21 protein-coding genes and 1 tRNA gene are annotated in these 26,610 nt (G+C 37.6%); 15 read left to right on the plus strand and 7 right to left on the minus strand.

The features are described 5' to 3' along the window. The first annotated feature begins 661 nt into the window (after positions 1-661). Genes WAO84_RS04935 through WAO84_RS04945 form a run of 3 tightly spaced genes read left to right on the plus strand, consistent with a single transcriptional unit; the run spans position 662 to position 4,427 of the window. Entirely contained in the window at positions 662-913 is a 252-nt protein-coding gene (locus WAO84_RS04935) for a hypothetical protein (RefSeq protein ID WP_340064059.1), read from the plus strand. Positions 914-972: 59 nt separating this feature from the next. Beyond that, positions 973-1,785 (plus strand): GLPGLI family protein, encoded by an 813-nt coding sequence (locus WAO84_RS04940; protein WP_340064061.1) that lies wholly within the window; start codon positions 973-975, stop codon positions 1,783-1,785. A gap of 11 nt (positions 1,786-1,796) precedes the next feature. Further along, positions 1,797-4,427, plus strand: coding sequence for a TonB-dependent receptor (locus WAO84_RS04945; protein WP_340064062.1), 2,631 nt, complete (start codon positions 1,797-1,799; stop codon positions 4,425-4,427). Positions 4,428-4,537: 110 nt separating this feature from the next. Here WAO84_RS04945 and WAO84_RS04950 read toward each other — a convergent pair. Both WAO84_RS04950 and mce read right to left on the minus strand, forming a co-directional pair. Then, positions 4,538-4,611, minus strand: a tRNA-Ile gene (locus WAO84_RS04950). Between the two features lie 54 nt (positions 4,612-4,665). Beyond that, complete coding sequence (gene mce / locus WAO84_RS04955; RefSeq protein WP_340064065.1) at positions 4,666-5,070, minus strand: methylmalonyl-CoA epimerase; 405 nt, start codon at positions 5,068-5,070, stop codon at positions 4,666-4,668. 82 nt (positions 5,071-5,152) lie between these two features. Here mce and rbfA point away from each other — a divergent pair, with 82 nt between their 5' ends. Both rbfA and WAO84_RS04965 read left to right on the plus strand, forming a co-directional pair. Next, positions 5,153-5,545: a 30S ribosome-binding factor RbfA gene (gene rbfA / locus WAO84_RS04960; RefSeq protein ID WP_340064066.1), complete on the plus strand. Its 393-nt coding sequence runs from the start codon at positions 5,153-5,155 to the stop codon at positions 5,543-5,545. Positions 5,546-5,548: 3 nt separating this feature from the next. After that, complete coding sequence (locus WAO84_RS04965) at positions 5,549-6,748, plus strand: ABC transporter permease (protein ID WP_340064067.1); 1,200 nt, start codon at positions 5,549-5,551, stop codon at positions 6,746-6,748. Positions 6,749-6,753: 5 nt separating this feature from the next. Here the strand turns inward: WAO84_RS04965 and dusB are convergent, their stop codons facing one another. Together dusB and WAO84_RS04975 are read right to left on the minus strand one after the other, a co-directional pair. After that, positions 6,754-7,746, minus strand: coding sequence for a tRNA dihydrouridine synthase DusB (gene dusB / locus WAO84_RS04970; RefSeq protein WP_340064068.1), 993 nt, complete (start codon positions 7,744-7,746; stop codon positions 6,754-6,756). 64 nt (positions 7,747-7,810) lie between these two features. Further along, positions 7,811-10,234, minus strand: coding sequence for an outer membrane beta-barrel protein (locus WAO84_RS04975; RefSeq protein WP_340064069.1), 2,424 nt, complete (start codon positions 10,232-10,234; stop codon positions 7,811-7,813). A gap of 216 nt (positions 10,235-10,450) precedes the next feature. Here WAO84_RS04975 and lepA point away from each other — a divergent pair, with 216 nt between their 5' ends. Next, positions 10,451-12,247 carry a translation elongation factor 4 gene (lepA, locus tag WAO84_RS04980; protein WP_340064070.1) on the plus strand — a complete coding sequence of 599 codons (1,797 nt, stop codon included), beginning with the start codon at positions 10,451-10,453 and terminating at the stop codon, positions 12,245-12,247. Between the two features lie 49 nt (positions 12,248-12,296). Here lepA and WAO84_RS04985 read toward each other — a convergent pair whose 3' ends face one another. Then, positions 12,297-14,153, minus strand: a complete 1,857-nt coding sequence (locus WAO84_RS04985) for a cation:proton antiporter (protein WP_340064071.1) — start codon at positions 14,151-14,153, stop codon at positions 12,297-12,299. 95 nt (positions 14,154-14,248) lie between these two features. Between WAO84_RS04985 and WAO84_RS04990 the strand changes: the two genes are divergently transcribed. The 9 genes from WAO84_RS04990 to WAO84_RS05030 all read left to right on the plus strand — a co-directional run bounded on the left by WAO84_RS04990 (position 14,249) and on the right by WAO84_RS05030 (position 24,995). Continuing rightward, complete coding sequence (locus WAO84_RS04990) at positions 14,249-15,130, plus strand: universal stress protein (RefSeq protein ID WP_340064073.1); 882 nt, start codon at positions 14,249-14,251, stop codon at positions 15,128-15,130. Further along, the gene (locus WAO84_RS04995) at positions 15,120-17,342 is read left to right on the plus strand and encodes a SulP family inorganic anion transporter (protein WP_340064075.1); all 2,223 of its coding nucleotides are present in this window, start codon (positions 15,120-15,122) and stop codon (positions 17,340-17,342) included. The genes WAO84_RS04990 and WAO84_RS04995 overlap by 11 nt, the downstream gene beginning before the upstream one ends. A 148-nt stretch (positions 17,343-17,490) precedes the next feature. After that, positions 17,491-18,351: an MBL fold metallo-hydrolase gene (locus WAO84_RS05000; RefSeq protein ID WP_340064077.1), complete on the plus strand. Its 861-nt coding sequence runs from the start codon at positions 17,491-17,493 to the stop codon at positions 18,349-18,351. A gap of 13 nt (positions 18,352-18,364) precedes the next feature. After that, positions 18,365-19,975 (plus strand): S8 family peptidase, encoded by a 1,611-nt coding sequence (locus tag WAO84_RS05005; protein ID WP_340064078.1) that lies wholly within the window; start codon positions 18,365-18,367, stop codon positions 19,973-19,975. An 11-nt stretch (positions 19,976-19,986) separates the two neighbouring features. Continuing rightward, on the plus strand, positions 19,987-21,900 hold the full coding sequence (locus WAO84_RS05010) for a M1 family metallopeptidase (protein WP_340064080.1): 1,914 nt from the start codon (positions 19,987-19,989) through the stop codon (positions 21,898-21,900). Between the two features lie 113 nt (positions 21,901-22,013). Beyond that, positions 22,014-22,394 (plus strand): ribonuclease P protein component, encoded by a 381-nt coding sequence (gene rnpA, locus WAO84_RS05015; RefSeq protein WP_340064082.1) that lies wholly within the window; start codon positions 22,014-22,016, stop codon positions 22,392-22,394. Next, complete coding sequence (locus WAO84_RS05020; protein WP_340064083.1) at positions 22,391-24,013, plus strand: S41 family peptidase; 1,623 nt, start codon at positions 22,391-22,393, stop codon at positions 24,011-24,013. The genes rnpA and WAO84_RS05020 overlap by 4 nt, the downstream gene beginning before the upstream one ends. Before the next feature lie 79 nt (positions 24,014-24,092). Further along, complete coding sequence (locus tag WAO84_RS05025) at positions 24,093-24,491, plus strand: DUF2721 domain-containing protein (RefSeq protein WP_340064084.1); 399 nt, start codon at positions 24,093-24,095, stop codon at positions 24,489-24,491. 9 nt (positions 24,492-24,500) lie between these two features. Then, positions 24,501-24,995, plus strand: coding sequence for a GNAT family N-acetyltransferase (locus tag WAO84_RS05030; RefSeq protein ID WP_340064085.1), 495 nt, complete (start codon positions 24,501-24,503; stop codon positions 24,993-24,995). A 245-nt stretch (positions 24,996-25,240) separates the two neighbouring features. On the opposite strand, the gene WAO84_RS05035 is transcribed toward WAO84_RS05030, so the two are convergent. Then, complete coding sequence (locus tag WAO84_RS05035; protein ID WP_340064086.1) at positions 25,241-25,681, minus strand: GNAT family N-acetyltransferase; 441 nt, start codon at positions 25,679-25,681, stop codon at positions 25,241-25,243. A 16-nt stretch (positions 25,682-25,697) separates the two neighbouring features. Then, positions 25,698-26,609: a cation diffusion facilitator family transporter gene (locus WAO84_RS05040; protein WP_340064087.1), complete on the minus strand. Its 912-nt coding sequence runs from the start codon at positions 26,607-26,609 to the stop codon at positions 25,698-25,700. Between the last annotated feature and the right edge of the window lies 1 nt (position 26,610).

The raw sequence follows: 26,610 nt of genomic DNA on the forward strand, positions 1-26,610 counted from the left end.
ATTTAAAAATGATTTTTTCCTATTTACTCATTTTTATAATAAAATATATACTAAACTATATTACTTTTCCTAGAAAAATATGTACTTTAAGAACAATAAATTGATACGTAAATCCTCATATTTTAGCAACTTTATAAAGACGATCAATCCATTTATTTTTCTGATTGTTTATACTACCCAATTAATTTATTAAAGAGAAGTATTCTCTTCATATCTATCAAATCGTTCTTTATTTGACTTAAAATACTACATAATAACCACAATATACTCAGTTTCTCAAACTTTTCACAACCTTTAGTATCGTCCATAAAGTTCTTTTTTCAATCTAATTTGTTACCTTTTAAATTATCCCAACCCCCTTTAGAGGTATTAGTGTTCTTCACCATTTTGCGAATTCCTCTAAAGCCATAATTTATTTAGTAAAACAAAGGATGTTTTCCAAACTTTATGTGTGGTAAAAAACTTTCTTTCTGAGTGTTTTTATAATCTATTTTTACAAATAATATACAGTAATATAATACAGTTATTGGTAGGTAGTTTTTTATGAATACAAAATCTATATTTATGAATATAGACTTACTTTGTTTTGAAAAGTGGATCATAGTTGGTTGCTTTACTGTTGGAGTTAGTTGCAACAATTTCGGGCGGAAACCGAAAAGCCATGAATAGAGTAGGTAAATTTAATATTAAAAATATGAAAAATTTGTTTTTATCATTAGTATTCATACTTGGTACTGTTTCAAGTTTTGCAGGAAATATGCAATCTTTAGAGGAACCACATTGCGTTCATGTTACTCTTTCTTGTGATGTTGAATATGATATATGTAATTTCACAGGAACAACAACACAATTGATTAATATGGTTATTGGCGACAATAACGATGTTTGTGGTACAGACATTAACAAACTATAAGTTATGTATTTAAAGGGAGTTAATTAACTCCCTTTAACTTTTAATTAAAGTTGAATATTATGATAAAATCATATTTTAAAATTGGCTTATACTTGTTAGCTTGTTATTCCTTTGGTCAAGACAAGTCCATTCAGTTTAACTATCTGGCCAATTATCAATTATATTGGCAGCCCGATTCTTTGGATGTTAACTCAAAGATCAAAACTGAAACGTATAGTTTATTATTTAATAATAACAATTCCTTTTTCATTAGCAGTAATCGTTTAGCCTTAGATACTCTTATTTTTGACAACAAGGCATCGCTTAATAACATAGACAAGTTAATAGCAATGCCCCAGCCTACTTCTAACAAAAGGATCTATAACTCTGTAAAGTCAGATACTTTAACCGTAATAAACGAAGTAAGAGGTCAATTGTTTTTATACAAAGATTTCGTTAAGTTAAAATGGAAATTACTAGAAGGGGTAGATTCAATACAAGGTTTAAGGGTAAAAAAAGCAACCACTTTTTTTCGTGGACGAGAATACTTTGCATATTACAGCGAAGAAATACCTATTTCATTTGGGCCCTATAAGTTTTCTGGCTTACCAGGTTTGATTGTAAAAATATATGATACTAAAGATCACATTACCTATAATCTTGTGGCGTTTAAACCTTATAAAAAAGAACTTTCTTTAAATTATGTTAATGAATCCAGTTTCGTGTCAAAAAAAGAATTTAAAAAGGCCGAAGAACAATATAGATTAAATCCTATACCGTATATGGAAAGTCAGGGTGCTGTTTTTTCTGAAGAAACAAAAAGGAAAATAAAAGAAAAATTTAAGCAAAGAAATGCTAAAAGTAATAATAAAATAGAGTTAATAGACAGGTAACATAACGGTTGATGAAGTATTACTTTTTTCTTTTTCTTATGTTTTCGATTTCTAGTTTTTCTCAAACGAAAATAAGTGGTCATTTAAAACAAGAAAATGAAAAGCCTGTTTCTGGTGTGAGCGTTATTATTACAGAACTGAACACCGACAACATTTTAAAGTATGATATTTCCAATAGTAAAGGTAATTACTCAATAACCATAAAAAACGATTCCGAAAAACTACAGCTCATTATAAGATCAATGGGTTACAAAAAGATTGTTAAGATAATTGATAACCAAACTCAAACCCTAAACTTTACACTGCAGGAGGAAATTACGGAGTTAAAAGAAGTCATAATAAAAAGTACTCCTATAACACGTAAAGGTGATACACTAAATTACAGTGTAAACGCTTTCACTAAACAGGAAGACCGTAGCATAGGTGATGTGCTTAATAACATGCCTGGTATAGAGGTCTTATCTGATGGTAAAATATTATATCAGGGTAAGCCCATAAACAAATACTATATAGAAGGATTAGATTTACTGGAGGGTAAATATAATCTTGCTAATAAAAATCTACCTTATAAAGAAGTACTAAAAGTACAGGTTATAGAAAACCATCAACCCATTAGGGTATTAGATAATTTAGTATATTCTGATCAAGCAGCTTTAAATATAAAGCTTAAAAATAATTACACCTTTACCGGGCAGGTAGAGTTGGCTAGTGGTTTTAGCCCTTTACTTTGGGATACTAATATTACCCCTATGGTGTTTTCCAAAAAACGTCAAATGCTCAGCTCTTACCAATCTAATAATAGTGGTAATAACATAGCATCCCAATTAAAAACTTTAACTATTGATGATTTATTAGAACAATTTGAACGAAATGACGAAAAACGAGATTGGTTAGGTATTCAGCAATTAGCGATACCTAACTTCACAGAACAACGTTGGTTGGATAACAATGTACACCTGATAACTACCAATTATTTGCATAGACTGAAAAAGGATTATGAAATACGGCTAAATGTATCATATCTTAACGATTACCAGCAGCAAATAGGGTTTACCAATACTCAATTTTTTACTATTAATGATACTATTGCATTACTTGAAGAAAAGTACAATCAGATATATGCCAATAATCTAAAAACTAATCTTACGCTGCAAAAAAACACGGAAAAGAATTTTTTAAAGAACAGTTTGATTTTTCAAGGCTTTTGGGATCACCAGCAAGGTAACATTCAACTAAATGCTAATAATATTTCCCAGAACCTAAACAATCAATACTTTAAACTGTCTAACGATTTTAAAATATTATTCCCTTTAGGTAAACAAATAGCTACTTTAAAATCATATTTCGGTTTTAACAAAACACCACAATCTTTAGTTGTACAACCAGGACAGTTTAATGATTTGCTTAACAATGGGACTCCCTACGATGAAGTGGTTCAAAATGTTGATTTACAAACCTTTTATACTAATAATTCGCTGGGGTTTACAAAAGGTTATAAAGCCTTTAGTTTTAGTCCAAAAATAGGTGTTCAGTTTGAAGATCAAAACTTGGACAGCTATATAACAACCTCATCTTTTCAGGATTTGTCTGATAGCTTTAATAATAGTTTAGACTGGACGCGTTCTAAACTCTATTTATCATTATTAACACAGTATAAAAAAGATAAATTGCGGTTTCAATTAGCTACACCGATAAACTTGCATACTTATGACCTGGAAGATAATGGCTTACAATTAGGTCAAAACTTAAATCGTTTTACTTTTGAACCACGTTTGTCTGTAACCTATGACCTTACATCATTTTGGCGTTTAAGGGCTTCAACAGACTTAAACAATCAGTTTGGTACTATAAATGAAATACATTATGCATATATTTTACAAAACTACAGAAGCATTCAACGAATAAATACACCTTTACCAGAACTACAAAATTTTAGTTATTCAGCATCTATAGGCTACCGCAATGCTATTAAATCGTTCTTTTTTAATCTAGCGTATAATAATACACATACCGAAAACAATTTGCTTTACAATAATAGTATTTTAGAAAATGGTGCTACTGAATTACAAGCATTACAAAGAGATAATAATAGACGCAGCCAGAACCTAATTGCAAGAGTTAGCAAATATTTTGTTGTTTTTAATACCAATATAACTTTTGGCGCAAACTATAATACACAGGAATTTCAACAAATCTTAAATTCTGAAATTACAGATATTACTACTCAAAGCTGGCGTTTAAACGGAAAAATAGATACCGATATTACTAATTGGTTAAACACAGAGATAGAATCAATTTTTCAATTTTCAAATAATGAAATACAAGGTCAGGACAATCAAACCATCATCCAGCAATTTCATAAAGCCAATATTAATATCTATCCCAAAGACGATCATTATTTTGCTATAAAGACAGAGTATATAACTAATGATTTATTTTCTGAAACCACTGAAAACTTCTTTACAGACCTTTTGTATCGCTATTCCTGGAAAAAGAAAAACATAGACTTTGAAATACGGGTTAATAATCTTTTCAACACGGGTAATTACAGGACCATAAATGTTGATAACTTTAGCTATGTAGAAACAAACTTCATGCTGAGACCCAGACAGGTTTTGTTTAGCGTACAATTTGCACTATAATATTTTTGAAATTAGAAGTCTTAGGGCAGGCTACACTTAGAATAAACTTCTCACCTGGCTTGCTTAACAAAAAAACCTCAGCTTTCGCTAAGGTTTCTGTTACTTTTTAGTGGTCCCACCTGGGCTCGAACCAGGGACCCCCTGATTATGAGTCAGGTGCTCTAACCAACTGAGCTATAGGACCTCAATTTTTGGAGTGCAATATTAGCACTTTTTTTTAGCTCCTGCAACATTTATTCTATTGTTTTATTTCCTGACACAACTCTATAAGTACACCATTAGTGGACTTAGGATGCAAAAAAACGACCCATTTATTATCTGCTCCTTTTTTGGGGGTTTCATTTAAAACAACAAAACCTTCTTCCTGTAAGCGGGCAGTTTCTGCATGAATATCTTCTACATCAAACGCAATATGATGAATACCTTCTCCCTTTTTTTCAATAAACCGCGCAATAGGGCTATCTTCCCGGGTAGCTTCCAGTAATTCTATTTTGCTTTCCCCCATCTTAAAAAAAGAAGTAGTAACCCCTTCTCCTTCTACTTTTTCAGATTTGTAAGGAGGTACTCCCAATAGTTTTTCAAAAAGCTCATTGGACGCTGATAAGTTTTTTACAGCTATCCCCAAATGTTCTATCTTTTTCATGGCAAAGTACTTGATGATTATAGTTTGTCCATTCAAAAATAATACATTCAGTCATAACCGTATAATATTGTATTTTTGTCTTATGGAGACAAACAGACAGCACAAAATTGCCGGAGTCCTTCAAAAGGACCTGGTAGATATTCTGCAAAAGGCAGTACGTGATGAAGGAATGAAAGGAACGCTTATCTCAGTAACTAAAGTAGCTGTTACTGCAGATCTGTCTCTGGCACGGGTATATTTGAGTATGTTTCCTTATGATAAAGGGAAAGAGCTCTTAGAGGATATTGTAGCTAAGCAACCCGTTATTAAACATGAACTGGCCCAGAGAACGCGTAATCAATTGCGAAGGGTACCCCGGCTGGATTTTATACTGGATGACTCACTGGAATATATTGACCGTTTGGATCGCTCTCTGAAAAGAGATGAAAATCCTATTGAAAACCCGGATCTTCTTGATAAAAGGAAGAAAGCATAAGCCTTGTATTTCCCATTTTACATAGCAAAAAGGTACCTCATCTCAAAAAGTAGCCAGAATGCGGTAAACATTATTAACTGGGTTACTTTTCTGGTAATTGTTATTGGGGCAGCTTCTTTATTCATTGTGCTTTCGGGTTTTGCGGGATTAAAAACTTTTAGCCTTTCATTCAGTAACTCTTTTGATCCCGATCTAAAAGTATTTCCTGCTAAGGGCAAGTTTATTACAATTACTGCCCAACATGAACAAAAACTCAAAGAAATACCAGGGGTTGCTGTTTTTTCCAAAGAACTGGAAGAACGTGTTTTTCTTACCTATCGCCAAAAAAATCACGTAGCATACCTAAAAGGAGTAGATGCTCAATATGCGCGGGTAACGGGAATTGACAGTCTTGTTTTTTTTGGTGAATGGTTTAACCAGTCAAAAGAAGTAGTAACCGGTATAGGAATATCAAACCTGCTGGGCCTGGGTATCAACGATTATCAAAATCCACTCTACATTCTGGTACCTAAACCGGGAAAAGGAAGTTTAAGCACCCAAAGTAAACCTTATAACGAAGCGGGCGTATTGGTAAGCGGCGTATATTCGGTTACAGAAGAGCTGGATAAAAAGTATGTTTTTGGAAGCCTCTCTACGGTTCGTGAGCTTCTGGAAAAGGATGAAACCCAATATTCGGCTATTAATATTAAAACATCAGGTTCTCAAAGTGAAACCGGGCTGAGAAATGCGCTTGCCTCGGTTTTTGGCGAAGAGACCATAGAGATTAAGAACCGCGCACAGCTTAACGATGCTCTTTACAAAATGCTCAATACAGAGAATCTGGCTATCTACCTTATTTTTACTCTGGTGCTTATCATTGCTCTTTTTAATGTGGCAGGTGCTATTATGATGATGATACTGGATAAACGACGCGATTTGAAAACGTTGCTAAACCTGGGTACCACGGTAAAGCAGTTAAAACGTATCTTTTTTGTTCAGGGTATGTTGCTGGTTGTTATAGGCGGTTTAACCGGTATTGCTTTGGGAGTGGCTATTACATGGCTGCAAATTGCGTTTAAGCTGGTCATGATCACTCCTTCCCTGGCCTATCCTATGGAAATACGGTTTGTAAATATGATAATTGTGGCAGCTACTATTTTTGTATTGGGGCTCATTGCCTCCCGTATTTCTTCGGGGCGTATCTCTAAGCGTTTACTTACCTGAGGGTACTAAGCAAACTGATGGTCTCCAAATCTCTCAAGAACTTCATCAAAAGTGGCAAAAACATCGGCTGAAGCATCACTGGTTACCATTTTTTGCCGGTATTCTTTAAAATTGGGGATCCCTTTAAAATAGTTGGTATAATGCCGGCGGGTCTCAAAAACGCCCAGGCGCTCTCCTTTCCAGTCAATTGACATTTGCAAATGCCGGCGGGCTGCGGTAACGCGCTCTTCTAAAGTGGGAGACGCCTTATGTGTACCGGTTTTAATAAAGTGTTTTACTTCATTAAAAAACCAGGGATACCCTATACTGGCACGTCCTATCATGGCACCATCCAAACCGTATCTATCTCGCATTTCCACTGCTTTCTCGGGAGTGTTTACATCACCATTCCCAAAAACGGGAATATACATCCTGGGATTGTTTTTTACCTCAGCTATAGGCTGCCAGTTGGCTTCACCTTTATACATTTGTACACGGGTTCGACCGTGAATGGAAATGGCCTGGATGCCTACATCCTGAAGACGTTCGGCCACTTCTACGATCTTAATACTGTCTGTATCCCAACCTAATCGGGTTTTTACGGTAACAGGCAATTGAGTGCGTTTTACCATTGCTTCGGTAAGTTTTACCATAAGCGGTATATCTCGTAATATGCCGGCACCCGCATTTTTACAAACTACTTTTTTAACAGGGCAACCAAAATTAATATCTATAATGTCTGGATTGGATTTTTCTACAATGTCAATGGCCTGAAGCATGGAATCCATTTCGGCACCAAATATCTGGATACCAACGGGTCGCTCTTTTTCATAGATATCGAGCTTCTGAACGCTTTTTGCAGCATCTCGTATAAGCCCTTCGCTTGAGATAAACTCGGTATATACCACATCGGCTCCCTGCTCTTTACACAAAGCGCGAAAAGGAGGGTCACTTACATCTTCCATAGGGGCAAGTAACAAAGGAAATTCACCTACTTCAATATTGCCAATTTTTACCAAAACACTTGTTTTTTCCTGTTTGGTTGCAAAGATACAGTATTTACACAATTAGGTACAATTCTCACTAATTGAGGCGTTCACGTTCTTCCTGTTGTTTGTTTTGGGTATTGCTTTTTAGACGAAGATTGCCAAACCGGTACCGGAAAGCTACGGTAAATAAGCGGTTTTCATCACGAGTGAAGCGGGTTCCTTGCTGGTCTGCAAAGTCACGGGCCGAACGCAGATTACCATCATTAAAAATATCTCTGATACCAACGGTAAGCCTTCCTTTTTTATGAAATAGTTGTTTTGTGATCGAAAAATTAAGTCGGCTGTAATCTTCCTGGCGTGAGTTACCGGTAACAATTTCTGAAACGTATTCCAGTCCCAGTTCTGCAGTAAGGCCCTGGCTTTGAGAAAGGGTAAAATAATTGTCAAAAGTAAGGTATAAGGTCCATAACCCATTATCTACCAAATCGTTATTGTTCTCAATATTCCTAAACCGCTCAGCACTGTAAAAATAGGAAGATACTAAATTGATATCCCAAAAACCGGTAATGCCTTTATAAACGTAAAAATCAAGCCCGTAGGAGAGTTCACGGTCAATATTGGTGTTTATAAAATTGAGAATATTACTCTCATTATCCTGAAAGGTAAGCTGTCGCAAGGCCTGGTCTTCAAACCGGTAATAAACCTCAAAGGTATAGGTTTGATCTATAGTGTAGGAAAAGGTTAGCAGATCGCGAAAAGCGGGAAGTAGAGCCGGATCTCCCTGAATAATTGCATTGTTGTTTATAAAATACTGAAAGGGGTTTATCTGTCCGTACCGGGGTCGGGTTATACGCCTGCCATAGTTTATACTAAGATCATGATGCTCATTCGGTGTGTATTGAAGGTAAAAAGTAGGAAATAGTTCAAAATAATCATTGTGGTTTACTTTGTCGAGTATTCTCGATATTCCTTCGGTGCGGGTATATTCGGCTCGTAAACCGGTTTTAAGGCTCCACCGGTTCCAATCTTTACTGTAGCTAAAGTAGGCGGCTCCTATTTTTTCATTGTATTGAAAAACATCTGCTTCGGTAGGATCAACCCCTGGCTGTCCCTGATTAAAACCATCCTGGGTAATAGTATTTTCGGAGTCTATTCCTGCAAATTTAATACCTGCCTCCAGAGAAGAAGTATTCTTTAAAGGGGTTTCAAAATCTACCTGTGCCCCATAAATATCAATACGTTGTCCGGAAGTTATGGTGAAATCATTATCCCCGGTTTTGCCCCCGTCTGGCTGTATAAAATCAGTATCCAGATTTTGGTCTCTGGTGTAATCAAAATACGTATAGTTGCCATGTACAATAAGTTTTGCCCCCGGTTTTGCAAATTGGTGCGTGTAATCCAGGTTTACCACTGCATTCACATTATCGTCATTAACCAGGTTCATGGTAGTAAACAGTGAATCCAGCTGTTGATTTTGATCAAAAATAAGAGTTCTTGAGTCGTACGTACGATCAAACTCGGGCAAGGTAGAACCCACTGCAGAAATACTAAGTGTATTGCGGGAGTCTATGGAATAATCAAAAAACATGCTGGCCGTGTGTCTTTTGGAATCGGTAATTTGCTCCAGGCCGGTATCCCACAATGAAGCAATAGCACCATTGGTGAAATAATCTACCGTTTCATCCTGTTTTCTTAAGAGTTTTTGATCGGTATAGGTATAATTGAACGATAGCTGGGTTTTCTCACTTTTAAAGAACTGCCCTGTTCCGGTAGAAAATTTGGGAAATACTCCCTGTGTCATATTGGTAAAAACAGAACCGTTATATCCGGTAACGAGGTTTTTACTCATAACAATATTTACGATGGCGCCCCCTTCTGCATCATAGCGGGCAGAAGGATTGGTGATCACTTCTACAGATTTAATACTGCCCGCATCGGTACCTCTCAACAGGTTCATGATATCTGCATAGGGGAGGGATATTTTGCGTTCATTGATCATTACCTGTACATCGCCTGCCCCCCTTACGGTTAATTGATCATTAATGATCAATATTCCCGGAGTTCTTTGTAGTAAATCCCATATATTGGTGTCGGTAAGTGATGTGTTTTCTACTGTAAAAATAATTCTGTCTGGTTTTCGTTCCAGTTTGGGACGGTTGCGGTTAGGTGCCGTAAGCGTAACATCCTCCAGTTTTTCAGCCTCTTCCTGTAACTTAAGTATTCCCAGGTTTACATCTTTCTCAACCCTTAGCTCTTTTATCATTTCCCGATAGCCTATAAAAGATATTTTTACTAAATACGTGCCCTTTTCAATGCCTTTTAGGGCAAAAAGCCCGTTATCTCCTGAAGAGGTTCCTTTTACTACCACTGAATCTGACGCTCTTAACAGCAATATATTAGCATAAGCTACCGGAATATTATCATAAGATTGTATCTGACCTTCCACGCTGTAGTTCTGTGATAATGAAAAGAATGGGAACAGGACAACAATCAAAACGAGCTTGCGGATAAAATACATTGAATAATTTATTTAAAAAATAAAGATTATAGTTTACACAAAACTACATATTCTCTTCATTATGAAAAATTTTTTTTACACGTTTATTATAAAATCCTACAAAAATGTATAAACAAAGGCAAACATACAAGTTTTTGCAAGATAAAGGAGTAATATAAAAAAAAGGCTTGTAAATAGACTATATTTGCAACTTGAATGAAACGGATTTAACATTGTATGAAGCACATACGTAATTTTTGTATTATTGCTCATATTGACCACGGTAAAAGTACCCTGGCCGACAGGCTTTTGGATTTCACGGGTTCGGTTACCGAGAGGGAGAAACAGGATCAGTTATTAGATAACATGGATCTGGAGCGAGAGCGTGGCATCACCATTAAATCGCATGCCATACAAATGGAATATGAATATGAAGGCGAGCAGTATATACTCAATTTGATAGATACCCCGGGCCATGTAGATTTCTCTTATGAGGTATCGCGTTCTATAGCTGCCTGCGAAGGTGCCCTTTTAGTGGTAGATGCTGCCCAGAGCATACAAGCACAAACCATTTCCAACTTGTATCTGGCACTCGAAAATGACCTGGAAATCATACCGGTACTCAACAAGGTAGATCTGCCCAGTGCAAACCCTGAAGAAGTTACTGATGATATTGTTGAGCTTCTGGGTTGTAAACCTGAAGAAGTAATTCCTGCCAGTGCCAAAACCGGGATAGGTATTGAGGCCATTCTAACTGCGATTATTGAAAAAATACCTGCTCCCAAAGGAGATCCCAATGCACCATTACAAGCGTTAATTTTTGATTCGGTGTACAATCCGTTCCGAGGAGTTGAAACCTATTTTCGGGTAATGAACGGAGAAATTAGAAAGGGACAGAAAATACGGTTTTTTGCTACAAAAAAATCGTATGACGCAGATGAAATAGGTACACTGAAACTTAAACAGGAGCCCAAACAGATTATTAGAACCGGAGATGTAGGCTATCTTATTACCGGTATAAAAGATGCCCGCGAAGTAAAAGTGGGTGATACCGTAACAGATGCTGCCAAACCGTGTGAAACCCCCATTGCCGGCTTTGAAAACGTAAAACCTATGGTTTTCGCCGGTATTTATCCTGTAGATACAGAAGATTATGAAGAGCTTCGGTCTTCAATGGAAAAGTTACAGCTTAATGATGCCTCTCTGGTGTTTACCCCGGAAAGCTCTGCTGCCCTGGGCTTTGGTTTCCGATGCGGGTTTTTGGGTATGTTACACCTTGAGATCGTTCAGGAAAGGTTAGAACGTGAGTTTGAAATGACGGTGATCACTACCGTTCCTAATGTAAGTTACCATGCCTACAGTAAAAAGGAGCCGGAAACCGTTATTTTGGTCAATAACCCTTCAGATCTCCCTGAACCATCTAAACTGGACAGGGTAGAAGAACCTTATATAAAAGCTTCTATTATTACCAAGGCTGATTTTGTAGGGCCCGTAATGTCTCTATGCATTGAAAAAAGAGGAGAGATCAAAAACCAAAACTATCTTACTCCCGAAAGAGTAGAGCTTACATTTGATATGCCGCTGGCAGAAATTGTTTTTGATTTTTACGACCGCCTGAAAACGGTTTCCAAAGGCTATGCCTCTTTTGATTATTCACCGGTAGGGATGCGGCCTTCCAAACTGGTAAAAGTAGATGTTTTAATAAACGCTAATTCTGTAGATGCGCTTTCTGCACTTATTCACACCGATAATGCGTATAACATAGGTAAAAAAATGTGTGAAAAGCTACGTGAGCTTATTCCCAGACAACAATTTGATATTCCTATTCAAGCTGCTATTGGTGCTAAGATCATTGCTCGTGAAACCATAAAAGCACTGCGTAAAGATGTTACGGCAAAATGTTATGGAGGTGATATTTCACGTAAGCGAAAACTGCTGGAAAAGCAGAAAAAAGGAAAAAAACGTATGCGACAGGTAGGCAATGTAGAAATACCGCAACAAGCGTTTATGGCTGTGTTAAAACTAAACGATTAACCTTATAAAAAGTTTTAATTTAGTACAGTATCGTACAAGGTGTTTTTTTCTATACTGAGCTTGTGGACATCGCTGTTGGTGTTTCTATAAGGTTTCTTGGTTTACCCAAATATACTATCTTACTACCTTCGCCTATAGTAAAGCCGCTAGAGATACCGGCAATAATATGAAGTTCTCCCGAAGGGTCTTTTATAAATAACGGTATGGCCTCTTTTTCATAACCAAGCAACTCCATCTCTTCCTTGAAGTGTTCTTTGGATGTTAAAGGAACTTCATTGATCTTTGGATAATCACGTGCAACTTCCATTAAATTAATATAATCGTCATTTTTGGAAAAGAGAATGGCTTCCGGAAGTTCCTGGGGGTTTTTCATTTCTTCAGGAGTAATTAACCGAAAAGAACCGTTTTCACCAAGCTGCTCCCTGAATCGCTCAATAGCGTGTTTATTTACTTCACCACTGCCGGTAAGGGCCATAAGATACCCTATATCACTCAATTCCAGATTATTCGTGAGATCATCTGAAAAAATATTAGCTTCTTCTGATTCGAGACCCATTGCTCTTGCGTTTTCAACATTTTCACGATTACTGTCAATAAGTACCACATGACGGTTATTTTTATGCAAATATTGAGCAATAACTCTTGAAAACTGAGAGGCCCCTACAAACAAAATACCTTTGGAATCTTTAAGAAACACTTTTAAAAGCTTGGCAAAACCACGCGCCGTAGTAGCATTGAGTAAAACGGTACCCAATACAATAGTAAAAACCAGTGGCGTAATATACTCTGCTCCCGGAACACCGCGCTGTACCAGTTTGGTTCCAAATAGCGAAGCAATACCGGCAGCTACAATACCCCTGGGCCCTACCCACCCTATAAACAATTTTTCATTGAACTTTAAAGAAGACCCTTGTGTACTTAAAAATACACCCAGGGGTCTTATAATGAAAACAATAATAGCAAAAAGTAGTACCGTTTTCCAGTTGTAAATAAGTACCAGGTCACTAATGTTTATATTGGCCGCTAGTAATATAAAAAGGATGGAAATGAGTAAGACACTTAAGGATTCTTTAAAATACAGTAGTTCTTTGAGATTGGGTAAATTCATATTGCCCATAACCATTCCCATAACCACTACAGCCAATAAACCGGACTCATGTGCAAAAACATCAGACTCTACAAATACTAACAACACAATTGAAAGTGATACGACATTAAGTAAGTAGTGGGGAATAAACTTTCTTTTTATGGCAAAAGCCAGAGCATGTGCAAATGTAAACCCAAAAGTAGTACCGAAAAGTAATATCTTTCCAAACTCAATCAATGCTGTTTTAGTATAAGCCTGACCTTCACCAACACTTATAAACTCAAATACCAGTACGGCTACCAGAGCACCTATGGGATCAATCAGAATACCTTCCCATTTAAGAACCGCAGATACATCTTTGGGCAATGGTATATTTCGTAAAATAGGGGTAATTACCGTAGGGCCGGTTACAATAATAAGTGCCGAAAAGAGAAAGGCCATATCATAACTCAAATCAAAAATATAATGTGCCGCAATACCTGCACCAAAAAAAGTGATTACGGCTCCCAAAGTAATAAGTTTAGTAATAGACGGCCCCACACTTTTTATCTCGCTGCGTTTTAAGGTAAGCCCTCCTTCAAACAGAATAATGCTAATTGCCAAAGAAACAAAACTAAAAAGACCTTCGCCAGGGAATAGGCCTCGTTTGCCGTCCCATTGAGGTTGTATCCATTTTTCCTGATTTTCAGTAAACAAAGTAGATATAGGCCCCACAAATAACCCTATAAGAATAAGTGGCAGGATTGCTGGAATTTTAAATTTCCAGGCAACCCATTGCGCCAAAATACCTAAGATAACAATACTTGCAAGCTCTACCATGCTTATTTTTTTGGTTAAAATACCACTTTTTTAATTTCCACTCAAACCAGAGGTGCTTTGTTTAGTAACAAAAAAAAAGTAACTTATCCCCCAACATGTCAGACACGAAATTAACAGTCAGAACTATTTTGACCGGAATTGCCTTCTCCCCAAACTTAAGAGCCAACTTTTATGAAGCTGCCCGGCTTTCTGCTTTTTTTAAAGCAAAGCTGATACTTGTGCATGTTGGAGTGAAAACGGTACAAAAAGAAGAAGTACTTAACCTCATCATAGATGATTTTAAAACTTCTACCAGCTATTCACCTCCCTTAGAAGTTGTCTGGAAAAAAGGAAAGCCGGTACCGGTTATTCTGGAAGCCAGCTATCATTATAAAGCCGATATCCTTATACTCGGGGCCCTGCAAAAAGAAAACCTGTTTAAATATTATATGGGTTCCATAGCGCGAAAGCTTACCCGAAAAGCACCCTGTTCGGTACTGCTCCTTATTAAGCCCTCTGTAGATCGTAAACCCTGTGACCATATTGTAGTTAACGGACTGGAAGCTCCACAAACCAAAAAAACGATCTATGCCTCTTTTGATATTGCAAGACTACTGGGTAGCCGAAAGATCACGATCATTGAAGAAATAAGCAACCAGGAAGTAAAAGTAATGGTGCAGGATGACCGCAGCCTTAGAAAAGCAACCCTTATTAAAGAACGCATTACCAGAAGGGAAACCTTGCGGGTACAGGAAATCCTGAACCAGATTCCCGATCATTCTAAAAACGGGATTATTGTACGCATACAAAGTATATTTGGAAGAAGAGGTTATTCCATAGGTCACTATGCCGATCTGGTAAGGGCCGATCTTCTTATTATGAATACTCCGGGAAAAACTCGCTTTATCGATCGTTTTTTTCCACATGACCTGGAATATATTTTAAGCGAATTGCCCACCGATGTGCTTATACTAAAAACCCCACCTTATGCCTTATGATATCCCGTCTCATAAGGCATTTTTAACGAGACTACCCAGAAATATTTTTTCAGGTTTTGTAGTCTCTCTTATCGCCCTGCCTTTGGGTCTGGTGCTCGCTGCTGCTTCTGAAGCTCCTCCTATGGCAGGCATTATTGCTGCTATTGTTGGCGGTATTGTGGTGTCTTTTCTCGGTGGCTCACATGTTACCATTACCGGGCCGGGAAACGGTCTGGTAATTATTTTTCTGGGGGCTATCACTACTTTGGGTAAAGGAGATCTGTATCAGGGCTATCTTATAACCCTGGCGGCTGTAGTAATTTCTGGAGGTTTTATTTTTTTACTGGGCCTTTTCAGGTTAGGTATTTTAAGTGATTTTTTTCCGGCTTCTGCCATACATGGTATGCTGGCTGCCATAGGTATTGGTATTTTTGCCAAGCAGTTTCACGTTATGTTGGGACAGCCCGAAACCACCGGTAGCATTCCTGAATTGCTTTTTAAAATTCCCAATGCTTTTCTTATACTTTTTCAAAAAGCGCCTTTTTCTCTTGTTGCCGCAGCCATTACAGGCATTGCCAGTCTTATTTTTCTGGTGCTGTATCAAAGAATACGAAACAAATATGTACAATTTGTGCCCGCCCCTATGTGGGTGGTCATAATTGTAATTTTAATAAGTTACTACTTCGAATACTTCAGTAGTCTTCCCTATCCCATTGAGCCTTCTTTACTTATATCCATACCAGAAGAAATAACGCAGAATATTGTTTTTCCCGATTTTTCAAAATGGTATAGTTTTGAGTTCTGGGGTACCGTTACCGCCATTACACTGGTGGCTAGTATTGAGTCCCTGCTCAGTATAAAAGCGGTTGATAAGCTTGACCGGTACAAAAGAAGAAGCCATGTAAACAAGGACCTTAAAGCGCTGGGGCTGGCATCTGTGGCCAGTGGTTTTGTAGGAGGGCTAAATGTAGTAACCGTAATTGCCAGAAGCTCGGTTAATGTAAACAACGGAGCAACCAATCGTTCTTCTAATTTCATTCATGCCGTTTTTCTCATTCTGTTTATTGTCATTTTTGGAGATCAGCTGCGAAGAGTGCCTCTTCCCGCACTGGCTTCTATCTTGGTATATACAGGATTTAAACTGGCTGCTCCCGAAAGTATTCTCAATATATCCCGTATTGGAAAAGAACAGCTTCTTATTTTTACGGTTACCCTTTTCAGTACACTTGCCACTAACCTTATTACCGGTATCGCCATAGGCGTAGCCACTACTTTCCTTATTCATGTAGCTCTTAACCAAAGTTTTTCTCTCTTTTTTAATAACTTTCGTAAGCCCAATGTGCTTATGTTTAAAGAAGAGAAAGGAAACTATTATGTGAGCGTAAAAAACTTTTCCAGCTATCTCAATTTTTATCGGTTAAAACGTAATCTGGATGCTATTCCCGAAAGTGCAGAAGTTATTTTAGACTTTAGTAAGTGCGACTTTGTAGATCATACCGTTCTCGAAAATGTGAATAATTACCGCGAAGCCTTTACCCGTAAAGGAGGGCATTTTGATGTAATTGGGCTGGACCGGCATCAGGCGGATACGATTCATCCTTTTGCTATTCGCAAAATATTACCTTCAAAAAGAGTACCCCGTATTGGAAAACACCTTACAAAAAGACAGAGCCTTCTGGAAAATATCGCTTCTTCTTTTTCATGGAAATATGAACCTGTCAAGCAAAAAGACTGTGGTTTTTTGGATAATTTTCTCTTTTTTGACACAAAAACAGCAAATCACATCTACAATGAATTAAAGAACAATGATCATACCATGCGGGTATTTGATATTGAGTATAGTGAAGGTATCTGGATCGCCAAAGAAGTAGTGCATACTACCATGATGTACATAGAACTAAACACTGCCATTCCCACATTTACTCTTAACAGAGAAGGCCTTATGGAAAAAGTTAGTCACTGGGCCGGATATAGTGATATCAATATCCAGGAATATCCTGATTTTTCTTCGCGATTTTACCTGTATAGTGAAACCCCTGAAAACGTTAAAAGCTTTTTCACCAACCAACTTATCCTCTTTTTTGAGAGTAACCCCTATTATCACATAGAATCTAATGGAAAAGGCTTTTTAGTGAAAGGAAAGGAACGATTGTTTGGTACCCGGGAAATTAAAAACCTTATAGACTTTGGCATCCGATTACATGCTCTTATTAAAAAAATTCCTAATTGTTAAAAATAGTCTAATAAAAAACCATAATCGTCAGAAATTGACCTACTTTTAGTAATTTGCATCCCCTTTTAACAAAGGCTTTATAGAATATACTATTGCTAATTCGAAACCGTACAACTCTGCGGAGTTCATTAATTAATTTGGAGCTCTCATGAAATTATATCCCATTGAATCGGGAAACTTCAAGCTTGATGGTGGTGCCATGTTTGGGGTAGTTCCCAAATCTCTTTGGAACCGTACCAATCCGGCAGACCAGCATAATATGATAGATATGGCGGCCCGCTGTCTTCTTATTGAAGATGGGAACAGACTTATCCTTATAGACACCGGTATGGGCAACAAACAAAGTGAAAAATTCTTTGGTTACTACTACATGTGGGGAGATCACAGCCTGGACGGTTCTTTAAAAAAAGCCGGTTTTCACCATGACGATGTTACAGATGTTTTTTTGACCCATTTGCATTTTGACCATTGCGGTGGGAGCATACAATGGAACAAAGACCGCACCGGTTATGAACCCGCTTTTAAGAATGCCCGTTTCTGGAGTAATGAAGATCACTGGCGATGGGCCGTACAACCCAATGCCCGGGAAAAAGCATCTTTTCTAAAAGAAAATATACTTCCCATGCAGGAAAGCGGGCAACTCGATTTTATTCCGGTTCCAGAAAAAAAATATCTTAATTCATCATTATTGGGGTTTGATATTTTATTTGTAAACGGCCATACCGATAAACAAATGCTACCGGTAATTACCTATAAAGAGAAAACCCTGGTTTTCATGGCAGACCTCCTGCCTACGACAGGGCATATTCCTCTTCCATATGTTATGGGGTATGATACCCGCCCCTTGATCACTTTAGATGAAAAAGCAGATTTTCTGGAAGAAGCCGTTTCTAGAGAATACTTTTTGTTTCTGGAGCATGATGCGCATCATGAAATATGCACTTTACAAAACACAGAAAAAGGCATACGCCTCAAAGATACCTATACATTTAACGAAATATTCAATTAAAACACTACCATCAATGAAATATGTAAAACATATAATGTGGGCTCTTGCAGCCTCTATAATATTGGGTTGCGGCAGTACAGCTATCATCTCAACCCCAATTGAAGTTATTGATACTACACCCGCCAAAGTAGCTAAACCCACAGAAGATGAATTAAAAAAATGGCACCTTACTGATCTTATCACAGATACCCTTCCCGGTATGAGCGTAGAACGCGTTCACAAAGAATTGTTAACGGGTCGCAAAGGTAAAACCGTGATAGTAGGTGTAATCGATTCCGGAGTGGATATTGAACACGAAGATCTGGCAGGTGTAGTGTGGACCAATAAAAAAGAAAAGCCCGGAAATGGTAAAGACGATGACCAAAATGGTTATATAGATGATATTCACGGGTGGAACTTTCTTGGAAATTCTGTTCACGAAAACCTTGAATTCGTGCGTATCCTGAAAAAAGGAGATGACGGTTCTGACCAGTATAAAGAAGCCAAGGCCTATTATGAAAAAGAATACGGACGCGCACAACAGGAAAAACAACAGGTAGATCTTTTATTACAACAAATACCGCAAGCCGAAAAAGCCGTAAAAGATTTTCTGGGAAAAGAAACCTATACTGATGAAGATCTTAAAGGTATTAACTCTGAAGATGAAAAGCTGGCCAGAGCTAAAGGACTGTTATTGTTTCTGAGTGCTAATGACCTTTCATATGAAAAAATAAAAGAGTATGGAGAGGAAGCACTCCTGGAACGAATAGAATATAATCTTAATCCCGATTTTGATGGCAGGAGTATTGTAGGAGATAACCCTGCTGATTTTACCGATCGGGATTATGGCGATAACAATGTCATGGGCCCTGACAAAGAAAAAATATCACATGGTACGCATGTAGCCGGTATAATCGCTGCTATACGAAACAATGGTAAAGGAATAAACGGTGTGGCCCATAATGTTGAGATCATGGCCATAAGAGCCGTTCCTAACGGCGATGAATACGATAAAGATATTGCTTTGGCCATTCGCTATGCGGTTGACAACGGAGCCAAAGTAATAAACACCAGTTTCGGGAAATTTTTCTCACCAAATCCCGAATGGGTACATGACGCCATTAAGTACGCCGCTTCTAAAGATGTGCTTATTGTCAATGCCGCCGGAAACGATACAGAAAATATAGATATGAAAACCGTTTATCCCAATGATGAAAATGGGAACGGTGGTGAAATTGCTGATAACTTTATCACCATAGGTGCTCTTAACTATAACTATAATGGAGAACTTATCGCTAATTTTTCAAATTACGGTAAAAACAATGTAGATATTTTTGCACCAGGTGTTAAGATATGGTCAACTATGCCCGATAATGAGTATGATTTTTCAAATGGAACCTCTATGGCAGCTCCCGGAGTTGCGGGTATTGCAGCGCTCATTCGCTCATATTATCCAAAATTATCAGCTCCTCAGGTTAAAAGAATACTTATGGAATCTGGTCTTGATTCAAAACTTAACCTTTCCATAGGTAAAAACAATGAACCCAAAACCTTAAAAGATATCTCCGTATCCGGTAGAATAGCAAACGCGTATAATGCTATTATTATGGCTGATAAGGTTTCACGAGGTGTTATTAATTTGTAAAAAGTTTAAAAATGAATAAATTTTTAATTGCACTTTTCTGTACAGCATTTATTGCCTGTGCTAAAAAACCAATTGCCCAGAACAGTACAAATGAAAAAACCATCCATAATGCAGAGTATTGGCAGCAAAGAGCCGATTATACCATGGAAATTGATATGGATGTGGAAACCTTTAAGTACACAGGTAAGCAAACGTTGGTATATACCAACAATTCTCCCGATGTACTGGACCGGGTTTTCTATCATTTATACTTCAATGCTTTCCAGCCCGGAAGCGAAATGGATATACGCCTGCAAAATATTAAAGATCCCGATGGCAGAATGGTAAACAGAACTACCGATAACGCCACCGGTAAAAATATAGTTAAAAGCCGTATTGCAGCACTATCTCCTGATGAAATAGGGTATATTAAAGTTCAATCACTTACCCAAAACGGCACGCCGGTAACACATGTAAGCCATGGTACGATTCTGGAAGTAAAACTGGATAAACCCCTTAAACCTGGTGCCAGGGCCACTTTTATCATGAATTTTGAAGGGCAGGTTCCGGTACAAATACGGCGTTCCGGAAGAAATAATAAAGACGGTGTGGCACTTTCCATGACCCAGTGGTATCCCAAAATGGCAGAATATGATTTTGAAGGTTGGCATGCCTACCCCTATATAGCCAGAGAATTTCATGGCGTGTGGGGTGATTTTGATGTGAAGATCACTATTGACAAATCGTATGTGCTGGGCGGAACCGGATACCTTCAAAACCCGGAAGAAATAGGGTATGGGTACCAAAAACCAGGTACCCAAGTGAAAAAACCTGAAGGAAACAAATTAACCTGGCATTTTGTTGCGCCTGATGTACATGATTTTACCTGGGCTGCAGATCCCGAGTATATTCATGATACACTTGAGACCGAAAGCGGGGTAACTTTACATTTCCTGTATAAAAATGACCCGAAAATAACCGAAAACTGGAAAAAAATACAACCTCTTACCGCAGGGCTATTAACGTATTTTAATGAGAACATAGGCCCGTATCCCTGGAAACAATATTCTGTAATACAGGGAGGTGATGGAGGAATGGAATACGCTATGTGTACCCTCATTACCGGAGGAACCAATTTTAACGGACTCTTTGGCACCACTGCACATGAAATGGCACATGCATGGTTTCAACATTTGCTGGCCACCAATGAGTCTAAACACCCATGGCTTGACGAAGGCTTTACCTCTTACATTTCCACCTTGGCAGAAAATGAAGTTTTGGGTGTAAAAACCGAAAATCCCTTTAATGGTACGTACAGAGGCTATTATCGCCTTGTAAATGCCGGAGTAGAACAACCCCAAACCACCCATTCAGATAGGTACGAACTCAATTTTGCCTATGGAGTGTCATCATATAGTAAAGGTGCCATATTTTTAGCGCAACTGGGGTATATTATAGGAGAAGAAAAGCTTAAGGAAACCCTGAAAAAGTATTATAATGACTTCAAGTTCAAACACCCTACTCCCAATGATATTAAAAGAACGGCCGAAAAAGTATCCGGAATTCACCTCGACTGGTATTTAACAGACTGGACAAAGACTACCAATACTATTGATTACGGTATTAAAAATGTAAGTGATTCCGGTAATACCACTACCGTTACCCTTGAACGTATTGGATTGATGCCTATGCCTGTTGACCTAATGGTTACTTATAAAGACGGTTCTCAGGAACAGTTTTACATTCCTTTACGTATGATGTATGGTGCCAAAGAAAATCAGCATAAAGACATTAAAAGAACCGTTCTGAAAAGCTGGCCGTGGGCATATCCAACCTATACTTTTGATATTGGGCAACCACAAAGTACTATTGCCCGTATTGAAATTGATACTTCAAAACGCATGGCAGATATTAAACAAAGCGATAACATTTTAGAACTCAATTAATGTATCTTTTTTAAAATATGAAGCCGGGTTTTATCCCGGCTTTTTTAATGCCGTAAAATATAGATCCCCTATTTCACAGGTTTTCCTATTTTTACCTTCCATTATACCAGGGTATGAACTACCATTTTTCCAGAGAAGAAAAATTAAAAAGCCGCAAACAAATAAGAGCACTGTTTACAGAAGGCATATCTGTAAAAGAATTTCCTTTGAAACTCATATACCTCAAAGTTCCTTCTGAAACCCCGGTTGCTTTACAAGCTGCTTTTTCAGTGCCTAAAAGAAATTTCAGTAAAGCCGTAAAAAGAAATCGTATAAAACGGCTTATGCGGGAGGCATACCGACTTCAAAAGCCTCATTTTTTTAACAAAGTACCAACATCGTATGCTTTAATGTTTTTGTATATTGGAAGACAAGAACCTGATTTTAAGAAGTTAAACCTAACCATGCATGCATTGATGGAGAAGTTTTTAGAACAAACAACTAGACCCGAATGAAAAAGAAACTTATCATTACCCTAACAGCCGTTGCCATACTTTTTGTGAGTACCGGTTTCAAAAGTGATTTTTTTGAGATTGCCAAGCAAATAGAGATCTTCACTACACTTTTTAAAGAGCTCAACATGAATTATGTAGATGATACTAATCCTGCAGAGCTTATGGATACCGCTATTAAAGGCATGCTTGATGATCTGGACCCCTATACCAGATACCTAAATGAGCAGGATGTAGAAGCTTACAAAATAAACAATGCCGGCGAGTACTCCGGTATTGGTGCTATTGTAAGGAGTTACGATAACAAACTGCTTATTGTGGAACCTTACAAAGGATATCCGGCAGACCTGGCAGGTCTGAAAGCGGGAGACGAGATCATTAAAATAGGTGATATTGAAGTGGCCGATTTTAAAGACGATGCCAGTGAGTTACTTAAAGGTGCCGTAAAAAGCAAAGTAGCCATTACCTACAAAAGACAGGGTAAAACAGAGTCAACCATGCTTACACGTGATGAAATAGAAGTAGATGCCGTTCCTTTTTATGACAAGCTTGATGACAAAACCGGTTATATAGTATTATCCAAGTTCAATAGAAAAGCTTCCGCACAAACCAAAGAGGCCCTGGTAGATCTCAAAGATCAGGGTGCCGAACGTATTATACTGGACCTAAGAGGAAACCCGGGAGGGCTGCTTACAGAGGCCATTAATGTAACCAATCTTTTTGTTCCTAAAGGAGAGCTCATAGTAACTACAAAATCTAAAGTAAAAAAGTTTAACCAGCAATATAAAACACAAAACAACCCTGTAGATACTGAAATTCCTCTGGTAGTGCTGGTAGATGGCGGCAGTGCTTCCGCCAGTGAGATTGTTTCCGGAGCCCTTCAGGATCTGGATCGGGCCGTAGTAGTGGGCGCCCGAAGTTTTGGAAAAGGATTGGTACAACGCCCCTTAAAACTAACCTATGGTACCCAGCTTAAAGTTACTATTTCAAGGTACTATACCCCTTCAGGCAGGTGCATTCAGGCTATGGATTACCGTAAGAGAGATGAAAACGGGCAGGTATTAAGAACCGGTGCTTCAGAGTATAACGCTTTTAAAACACGAAATGGGCGCACCGTGTATGATGGTGGCGGTGTACAACCCGATGTAGAAATCGCATCGCTAAAACACAGTAAACTCACCCAGGCCCTGTTAAAAGACAATGTGGTTTTTAACTATGCTACCGATTATTATTTCCAAAAATCTCTTCCCGATCTCGATAGTTTTAAATTTGATAAAAGCGATTACGAAAACTTCAAAAGTTTTGTGGCTTCCAGTGGTTTTGACTTCGAAACGGAAACCGAAAAAGTACTCAAAGTCGTTATAGAAAGTGAAGAAACAAACGAGTTAGGACCCAGTGTAAAACAGGATTATGAAAAACTGCTAAGTGACATACAAATCAGTAAAAAAGCAGCTTTAGATGTATATAAAGATGAAATTATCAACGATTTGGAAGATGAGATCATAAAACGTTTTTTTTACAGAGAAGGCCTTTACCGGTACTATGTAAAAAATGATGAAGCTATTCTGGCATCTAAGAAATTATTGGCAGATACTAAGAAATACAACAGGGTACTTCAATAGCTTTTAAGTACATATAAAATGAACATTATACGCTTCTTTTTAAAGAGAAGCATATTTTTATAGGAGATAACTCTGTTTTATGGATCAGATCAGTTTAACTACTCCCGGACTTCTTTTTTCGGCTATTTCGCTGCTTTTACTGGCATATACCAATCGTTTTCTGGCACTGGCAGCTCTTATTAGAAAACTACACACAGAACATCAACAAAACCCCGATACGCTTCTTCTGGGGCAAATACGCAATTTACAACGCAGGGTACTGCTTATTAAAAGTATGCAAATGTGGGGTGTGGCCAGCCTTTTTTTATGTGTACTCTGTATGTTCCTTATTTTTTGGAATGAACACGTTCTCGGACAATGGGTTTTTGGGGCCGGATTAGTATTACTCCTGGTTTCCCTGGGTCTATCTATCAAAGAAATACAGATATCGGTAAATGCATTGAACCTGCATTTAAAAAATATGGAAAATAATTCCTAGTACAAACTCATGAAAGTAATCGTAGCATCTATTTCGCACGTACCGGTCATAAGGAAAATTGCATTAAAAACCTGGCCGTATTCTTTTAAAGAAATGATCTCTGCCGAGCAAATAAATTATATGCTGGAACTTATGTACAGTGCAGAAGCGCTTAAAGAACAAATAAATGAAAAGGGGCATACATTTTTACTTGCAGAAGAAAACGGAACCCGTTACGGATATGCAGCCTATGAAGTAAACCACGATCAAAAACCAGAAACTAAAATACACAAATTATATGTTCTCCCGGAAAGCCAGGGTAAAGGTGTTGGAAAAATTCTTTTGAAAGCCATAAGTGAAATAGCTCAACGGCACAAAAATACCTCATTAATGCTTACGGTAAACAGGCATAATAAGGCCATTAAATTTTACGAATCTCAGGGATTTGCCATATCAGGAACTCTCAAAGCTGATATAGGGGGAGGCTTTTTTATGGATGATTATATCATGAAAAAACCGATATAAAACATGGCTCCGGCAAAAAAATGATTTGTTTTATTTTACCAGTGTTTATATCCATTTTTAAAATGCTGAGGTTTTTTTCTGCTTTGATCTTGTTTGCTAATAACAAAAATGAAGATATTCCAGGTTGTTGAAGACTACATGTGTAGTTTCCCGTTCCACATCCTATCTACAGATAAATTTCCTGGCTTTTGGGAGGTATTTTTACCGAAAACTGCAATATAGGTAGGTCTATAAAACAGTTTTCCCTATGCCTTACACATGTTAATATGTGGTATGCCATCTTCCAGATATTCTTCACCATCTACAACAAAACCGTGCATTTTATAGAAGTTTATAAGATAGGTTTGTGCAGACAAACGAATGGATGAAGTAGTAAATTCTCTTTCTATGGCAACCACAGATGCTTCTAATATTTCGTGACCATACCCGTGTTTTCTTTCGTCGTGCTTAACCGCTACTCTACCAATAGCAGCTTCATTAAAGTAGTCTCCCGGTTTAAAAATACGGGTATATGCCACAAGTTTGTCTGATTTGAAACCTAGTACATGAAGCGCTTTTTCATCTTTTCCGTCTATGTCCTGATATACACAATTTTGTTCTACTACAAAAATTTCACTTCGTAACTGCAAAACAGCATATAATTGTTGTAATGTGAGTTCTTTAAACAATCTGGTAACGATATACATGAATATTGTTTTCTTTTTAATCCTGAACAATTAAATCTTTTGCATCACATTTACCGTATTCAGGTTGTATATTAACATGGTTTATATGGTATTTTTCATGAAGCAGGTTCTCTATATTTTCCAAAACACTGTCAAACTCAGATAATTTTATATCTTTTTCAAAATCAATATGTGCTTCAAGATGTACTTCTTCTTCATTTAATTGCCATATATGTACATGATGCATATTTTTTATACCCGGGATCTCGCAAACACTGTTTACAATATCTTTTACCTTTACATCTGCAGGGGTAAAAAGCATTAATACCCGTAACGAGTTTTTTAAAAGATCAAAACCTACATAAACGAGGTATATGGCTATTAGCAAAGTCAATAGACTATCTATCCAGAAAATTTGATAAAACTTCATTAACAGCCCACCAATAAATACGGCAACTGATGCCATCATATCGGTAAGTAAATGCAGATAGGCCGATTTCATGTTCATATTTTTGCTGGCATCCTTTCTCAATAACAATACACTAAAACCATTTCCAAGAATAGCGATCACCGAAAGCCATATAACAACGTCTGAGGCTATTTCCTGAGGTGAAATAAATCTTTCTATAGCTTCTTTAACCAGTAGTATGGCCACAATAATCAATGAAGATGCATTTACAAAAGCTGCTATGATCTCTGCGCGTTTATAACCAAAAGTTCGTTTTAAAGAAGCTTTTTTACCGGCAAGAATATTAGCTATATAACTTATTATAAGGGAAATAACATCACTAAAATTATGAAGTGCATCTGAGAGCAATGCCAAACTTCCGGATACAATACCTCCAATTATCTGAGCTGCTGTAATAAAAATATTAAGCAGTATGGAAATAAAGAGATTTTTGCCAGATAATTTGGCATGGTCATGTGAGTGGTGATGCTCGTGAACCATA

Origin of the sequence: Ascidiimonas aurantiaca, from assembly GCF_037646345.1 — a bacterium.
In the GTDB taxonomy this organism is placed as follows: Bacteria; Bacteroidota; Bacteroidia; order Flavobacteriales; family Flavobacteriaceae; genus Ascidiimonas; species Ascidiimonas aurantiaca.

Excerpts from the sequence above, each read along its gene's own strand:
- WAO84_RS05035 (WP_340064086.1), bottom strand. The coding sequence starts at position 25,681 with ATGTATATCGTTACCAGATTGTTTAAAGAACTCACATTACAACAATTA.
- WAO84_RS04945 (WP_340064062.1), top strand. The coding sequence starts at position 1,797 with ATGAAGTATTACTTTTTTCTTTTTCTTATGTTTTCGATTTCTAGTTTT.
- rnpA (WP_340064082.1), top strand. The coding sequence starts at position 22,014 with ATGAACTACCATTTTTCCAGAGAAGAAAAATTAAAAAGCCGCAAACAA.
- WAO84_RS04990 (WP_340064073.1), top strand. The coding sequence starts at position 14,249 with ATGTCAGACACGAAATTAACAGTCAGAACTATTTTGACCGGAATTGCC.
- WAO84_RS04995 (WP_340064075.1), top strand. The coding sequence starts at position 15,120 with ATGCCTTATGATATCCCGTCTCATAAGGCATTTTTAACGAGACTACCC.
- WAO84_RS05025 (WP_340064084.1), top strand. The coding sequence starts at position 24,093 with ATGGATCAGATCAGTTTAACTACTCCCGGACTTCTTTTTTCGGCTATT.
- WAO84_RS05000 (WP_340064077.1), top strand. The coding sequence starts at position 17,491 with ATGAAATTATATCCCATTGAATCGGGAAACTTCAAGCTTGATGGTGGT.
- lepA (WP_340064070.1), top strand. The coding sequence starts at position 10,451 with ATGAAGCACATACGTAATTTTTGTATTATTGCTCATATTGACCACGGT.
- WAO84_RS05040 (WP_340064087.1), bottom strand. The coding sequence starts at position 26,609 with ATGGTTCACGAGCATCACCACTCACATGACCATGCCAAATTATCTGGC.
- WAO84_RS05030 (WP_340064085.1), top strand. The coding sequence starts at position 24,501 with ATGAAAGTAATCGTAGCATCTATTTCGCACGTACCGGTCATAAGGAAA.
- WAO84_RS04975 (WP_340064069.1), bottom strand. The coding sequence starts at position 10,234 with ATGTATTTTATCCGCAAGCTCGTTTTGATTGTTGTCCTGTTCCCATTC.
- WAO84_RS05020 (WP_340064083.1), top strand. The coding sequence starts at position 22,391 with ATGAAAAAGAAACTTATCATTACCCTAACAGCCGTTGCCATACTTTTT.
- mce (WP_340064065.1), bottom strand. The coding sequence starts at position 5,070 with ATGAAAAAGATAGAACATTTGGGGATAGCTGTAAAAAACTTATCAGCG.
- WAO84_RS04935 (WP_340064059.1), top strand. The coding sequence starts at position 662 with ATGAATAGAGTAGGTAAATTTAATATTAAAAATATGAAAAATTTGTTT.
- WAO84_RS05005 (WP_340064078.1), top strand. The coding sequence starts at position 18,365 with ATGAAATATGTAAAACATATAATGTGGGCTCTTGCAGCCTCTATAATA.
- WAO84_RS04940 (WP_340064061.1), top strand. The coding sequence starts at position 973 with ATGATAAAATCATATTTTAAAATTGGCTTATACTTGTTAGCTTGTTAT.
- rbfA (WP_340064066.1), top strand. The coding sequence starts at position 5,153 with ATGGAGACAAACAGACAGCACAAAATTGCCGGAGTCCTTCAAAAGGAC.
- WAO84_RS04985 (WP_340064071.1), bottom strand. The coding sequence starts at position 14,153 with ATGGTAGAGCTTGCAAGTATTGTTATCTTAGGTATTTTGGCGCAATGG.
- WAO84_RS05010 (WP_340064080.1), top strand. The coding sequence starts at position 19,987 with ATGAATAAATTTTTAATTGCACTTTTCTGTACAGCATTTATTGCCTGT.